This window comes from Candidatus Vampirococcus lugosii, assembly GCF_018420025.1.
GTDB lineage: Bacteria > Patescibacteriota > Gracilibacteria > Absconditabacterales > Absconditicoccaceae > Vampirococcus > Vampirococcus lugosii.
The window spans coordinates 1-4,570 of the sequence record NZ_JAEDAM010000079.1 but is presented as its reverse complement, the minus strand read 5'-3'; the positions used below and the strand labels follow the sequence as shown (position 1 = coordinate 4,570).

Annotated in this window: 4 protein-coding genes and 1 tRNA gene; 1 reads left to right on the top strand and 4 read right to left on the bottom strand. The window is 22.6% G+C overall.

Annotated elements, in window-relative coordinates; translation table 25 throughout:
- Positions 1–326: 326 nt before the first annotated feature.
- Positions 327–734 carry a pilin gene (locus VAMP_RS04740; RefSeq protein WP_213349802.1) on the top strand — a complete coding sequence of 136 codons (408 nt, stop codon included), beginning with the start codon at positions 327–329 and terminating at the stop codon, positions 732–734.
- Positions 735–840: 106 nt separating this feature from the next.
- On the opposite strand, the gene VAMP_RS07160 is transcribed toward VAMP_RS04740, so the two are convergent.
- From VAMP_RS07160 to VAMP_RS04720, 4 genes are all read right to left on the bottom strand, one after another.
- A complete protein-coding gene (locus VAMP_RS07160; RefSeq protein WP_213349801.1) occupies positions 841–2,538 on the bottom strand; it encodes a GIY-YIG nuclease family protein in 1,698 nt (565 codons plus the stop codon).
- A gap of 95 nt (positions 2,539–2,633) precedes the next feature.
- Positions 2,634–3,815: a S1 RNA-binding domain-containing protein gene (locus VAMP_RS04730; RefSeq protein WP_213349800.1), complete on the bottom strand. Its 1,182-nt coding sequence runs from the start codon at positions 3,813–3,815 to the stop codon at positions 2,634–2,636.
- A gap of 89 nt (positions 3,816–3,904) precedes the next feature.
- On the bottom strand, positions 3,905–4,165 hold the full coding sequence (gene rpsO / locus VAMP_RS04725; RefSeq protein WP_213349799.1) for a 30S ribosomal protein S15: 261 nt from the start codon (positions 4,163–4,165) through the stop codon (positions 3,905–3,907).
- Between the two features lie 42 nt (positions 4,166–4,207).
- Positions 4,208–4,279 (bottom strand) — tRNA-Arg (locus VAMP_RS04720).
- Positions 4,280–4,570 lie beyond the last annotated feature (291 nt).

Here is a 4,570-nt window from a genome sequence, read left to right as displayed (position 1 = left end):
AAAGATACAAAAAAAATACATTCATTATATGAAATATTAGAAAATTTACAAATTAATAATTTGGAATGACAATTAAATGATTTTTATCAATCAAAAAAAGATTTATTGTCAGATAGAAATTTGCAAAAATTAATTTATCTCATAGAATTATTTTAATTTAATATATATTTAAATATAAAAAATATTATAAAAACTCTATACTATAATTTTATAGAAACAGTTTAGTTTTATTAAAAAAAATAAAAATTACATAAAAATTACTTGAATTATTGAAAAATATTTGTATAATAATATTACATTTATTTATTTATTATAATTTATTGAAGATGATTAAGAAATTTACTTTATTTTTATCTATGTCTATTTTAACACTTTCATGACTTTTACCAGTTTATAGTCAAAGTATAGGTGATACGTTTTGAGGATCTAATGAAAAAGCAGGTGGTGTTTGAGTTGAATGAGCATGATCTCAATTTGATGAAAGTTTTTTGGGTGTTGTTAAATCATTTGTAAATTGGGTTTTATGAATTATGTCTTTAATAGCATTAATAGTACTTCTTTGGTGAGCTTTCCAAATGGTTACTGCTGCTGGTAATGAAGAAAAATATGGTAAATGATTTACTATACTTAAACAAGCTGCAATTTGACTTATACTTATGTGAGTTGCTTGGTTCATAGTAAGTATTATATTCTCTGTTATAGCTACTGCTACTTGATGAGCATGAACACCTTAATTAATATAAAACAAAAAACATAGTGTTAAACCTTCCTTCACATATTCATTAATGCTTGTGCTTAATTAATATAAAACAAAAAACATAGTGTTAAACACTATGTTTTTTAATATTTCCATTCATTAGACATTTGTTTTTTTCTATATTTATTTGAAAATCTATGAGCTTCATCTCTTATTTTTACAAGTAATTTATCAGATTCATCATAATTTAAATCGTAAGACTTTATTGACAAGTTTTTAGATAAAACAAAAATTTTTTCTTTCTCTCAAATAATTTTGTTTGAAACTTTCCTAGCTATTCATTTTCATATACTTATGAAATCAACTTTTTCAAAAACTTCTCAAAAATAATTATCTTTTTGTACAAGATCTTTTATTACTCATATTTGACCTTTAGCACCATCTATAATAAATAAATCTGGCCACGGAGAAGATGAATTTTTGAACCTTCTTATCAAAACTTCTTTTATTGATTTGTAATCATCACTTTTTCATTTTTCTATACTGTTTATTTTGTACATTCTATAATTTTTTTTTGATAATATTCAACAAGACATACTACTTATACCACCACTTATCCATGAACCTGAAAAATGAGATATATCAAGACATTCTATGTTGTAAGGATAATTATTTAGAAAATATTTATCTTGTATATTTTTCAATATATCATTCATTAAATTTTCTTTTTCCATACTAGTAGAGATGATCAATGATTGAATCATATTATCCAATAATCAAATTATATCATCATAAGATTTGTTCAAATTTTCTTTATCATTTACAAAAACATCATAAGAACAAGCAATACGAATATCTTTTGTTTTCTTTATAGTATACATTTTATCAAATTCTCATTCAAATTTTTCTTTTAGTAAAGAGAAATTAGCATCATTTTCATTTTCTTTATGTTTTACAATATCTACAAGTTTTCATCTATAAAATTTTAAGAAAACAAAAATATACCAAGATCATACATATGAAATTTTATAAAAATATCAAGTTATAGGGTAAGATAATTCTATTGTTTGTTTTTGAGTATAATTTCTAATATTTTTGTAAATATCTCTAAGAAATCAAGCTCGTTCATAATTTTCTTTATCAATAGCATCTTGCATTTTAACAAGAATTTTATTTTCTACAGAATCAGTTTTTCAATTAAAAAAATCTATTATCAATTTCATATTATTATTATACATTTCAACAAGTTCTTCTCTATTTTTTTGTATTTCTTGATTTAAAAAAGTTTTATTTGGATCAATTTGGTACTGTCAATTTTTTAAATACAAAGATTTATTACACCAACCAGCACAAAGTCAAAAAGTATGATCTGAACATAATTTAGCTTGTTTAAATTGTGTTTTACTACAATTTCTAAAAAGAAAAAATTGTCTGAGAAATTGTAATATTTTTTTTAAATCTTGTCTATATGTTTTGGGGCCTATATATATAGCATTATCATTATCTTTAAATCTTGTAAGAATTATTTTAGGAAAATCTTCATTTGTAATTTTTATATATGTATAAGAATTATCTCATTTAAGTAAAGTATTATATCTTGGTTGATATTTTTTTATTAAATTATTTTCCAAAATTAAAGCTTCTTGTTCAGTTTGAGTTATATAAAAATCTATAGTAAAAGATTTTGAAATCATATCTTCTTTCCATACTCAAATATTTTTATTGAAATACTGCTCTACCCTTTTTTTCAAATCTTTAGCTTTTCAAATATATAATATTTTTCATGATTTTGCTTTAAACATATAAACTCAAGGATTATTTGGTATATGTGATGTTTTCATATAAAAATTATTTCAATAATAAAAATTAATTTATACAAATAAAAAAACACTAATCAAGTGTTCTTTTATTAAATAAAAATCAAATTAAATATTTTTTATTCTTTATTTTTTTTGTAAACTATTTTCTTTTCTACTTTTTGTGAATTAGCTTCTTGTTTATTTTCTTTAGTAGAATTATTTTTTGCTCATTCTTCCAAAACTTTCATACTCAATCACATTTTTCTTTTGGAAGGATCCATAAGAATTATTTTAGCTTTTACTTTTTGTCAAAGTTTAAGAATTTCTGCTGGATTAGAAATTTGTTTAGATGTAATTTCACTTAAATGAATTAATCAATTTATATCATCATAAACTCTTATAAAAACTCAATAAGGAACATATCTTATAACTTCTCATTCAACAACATCACCTATACTAAATTTCTTAGGAATTAAGTTCCAAGGATCTTCTTTTAATTTCTTTATTGATAAAGATATTTTACCATCTTCATATCAAATTACTTTTACTCAAACATTATCACCTATTTTTCAAAATCTTTCTATATTATCAACATGACCATAAGTAATTTCAGATACATGTACCAAACCTTCTATTCATCATCAAATTGTAACAAATAAACCATAACTTGAAACACCACTAATAGTTCATTCATATACTTCTCATACACCAAGATTTTCCATAATTTGATCTTTTTCTTCTCTCAATGCTTCTCTTTCAGAGAAAATAAGTCTTTTATTTTCTTCATCAACATTTATAACTCTTACTTTAAACTCTTTTCACATAAGTAAAAGTAATTGTTCAAATATTTTTTCTTGATCTCAATCTTCTACTCTAGGATAGTTAACAGGAGCAAGTTGAGAAAGAGGAATAAATCACTTAATTCAATGCATATCTACCAACAATCAACCTAAATTTGCCTCACTTGGTATTACAGTCATAGTTTGGTCAGTTCTAATCTTACTAAGAATTCATTTCCATATATCATATTGAATAAGTTTAGAAATAGAAACTATATAATAACCTTCTTCATCTATAGTATCAAGATTTATTATTTCTGCTTCAAGTTCTACTCAATCAGATAAATCAGTACCATTTCTTTCCAAGTTTTTCGCTTCTTTTGGTAATATCAAACCTGTAAAAGTATCGTTTTCACAACTAATTAAAAAACCTTTTTCAGTTTTTTTTACAACAACTCATTTTACCTTATTCCCCTCTTTTATTTTGGGAACGGTAATTTCGTTAGACTGGATTTTTTCCAAAAAGCTATTTAAATCCATTAAAAATATAAATTAAAATATAAAATTATAAAAGTTAAAAAAACATCCTTTTTTCAAAAGTTAAAATATTGGTTTTTCAAAAATACAATTTAAACTTTAAGTTTAAGTTTTTTGGAAACAAGTGTAAATCTATCCAATTCATTTTGTTTCAAGTATTTCAAATATTTTCTTCTTCTAGCTACTTTTTTTAACAAACTTCTTTTTGCATCTACATCTTGTGGATGTTCTTTAAGATGTTTTTGTAAAGAAGTTATTTCAAAAGTTAATGAAGAAATTTGCACTTCTGGAGAACCATTATCTTTTTCATGCCTTTGAAAAGGTTTTATAAAATCATGTAATTGTTTTAGCATGGGCTTAATTAATATATTAAAATAAATAATTCAACAATAACATACCTTCGGAAGGAATCGAACCTACATCTACCCCTTAGGAGGGGGTTGTTCTATCCATTGAACTACGAAGGCAAGTAATGAAATTATGTTATAAATAAAAAAGATAAAAAATCAAATCTTTTTACTATTTTTTTGTAAGAAAATTATTTAAACATTTCTTGTATTGACAAGATTTATGTAAGATAGACTAGCATTGTTTACATAAAAAGATATAATAGATAAAATTTTTATTTTTTTTAATCTCATCTTTATAGAACAAAATTTCTAAATCCTTGATTTAGACAAGGATTTGGAAGAAAATAAAAATAGATTTGTGTACTACACAAATCTATTTTTATTTTAAATAATTTAAATATTTTTTCT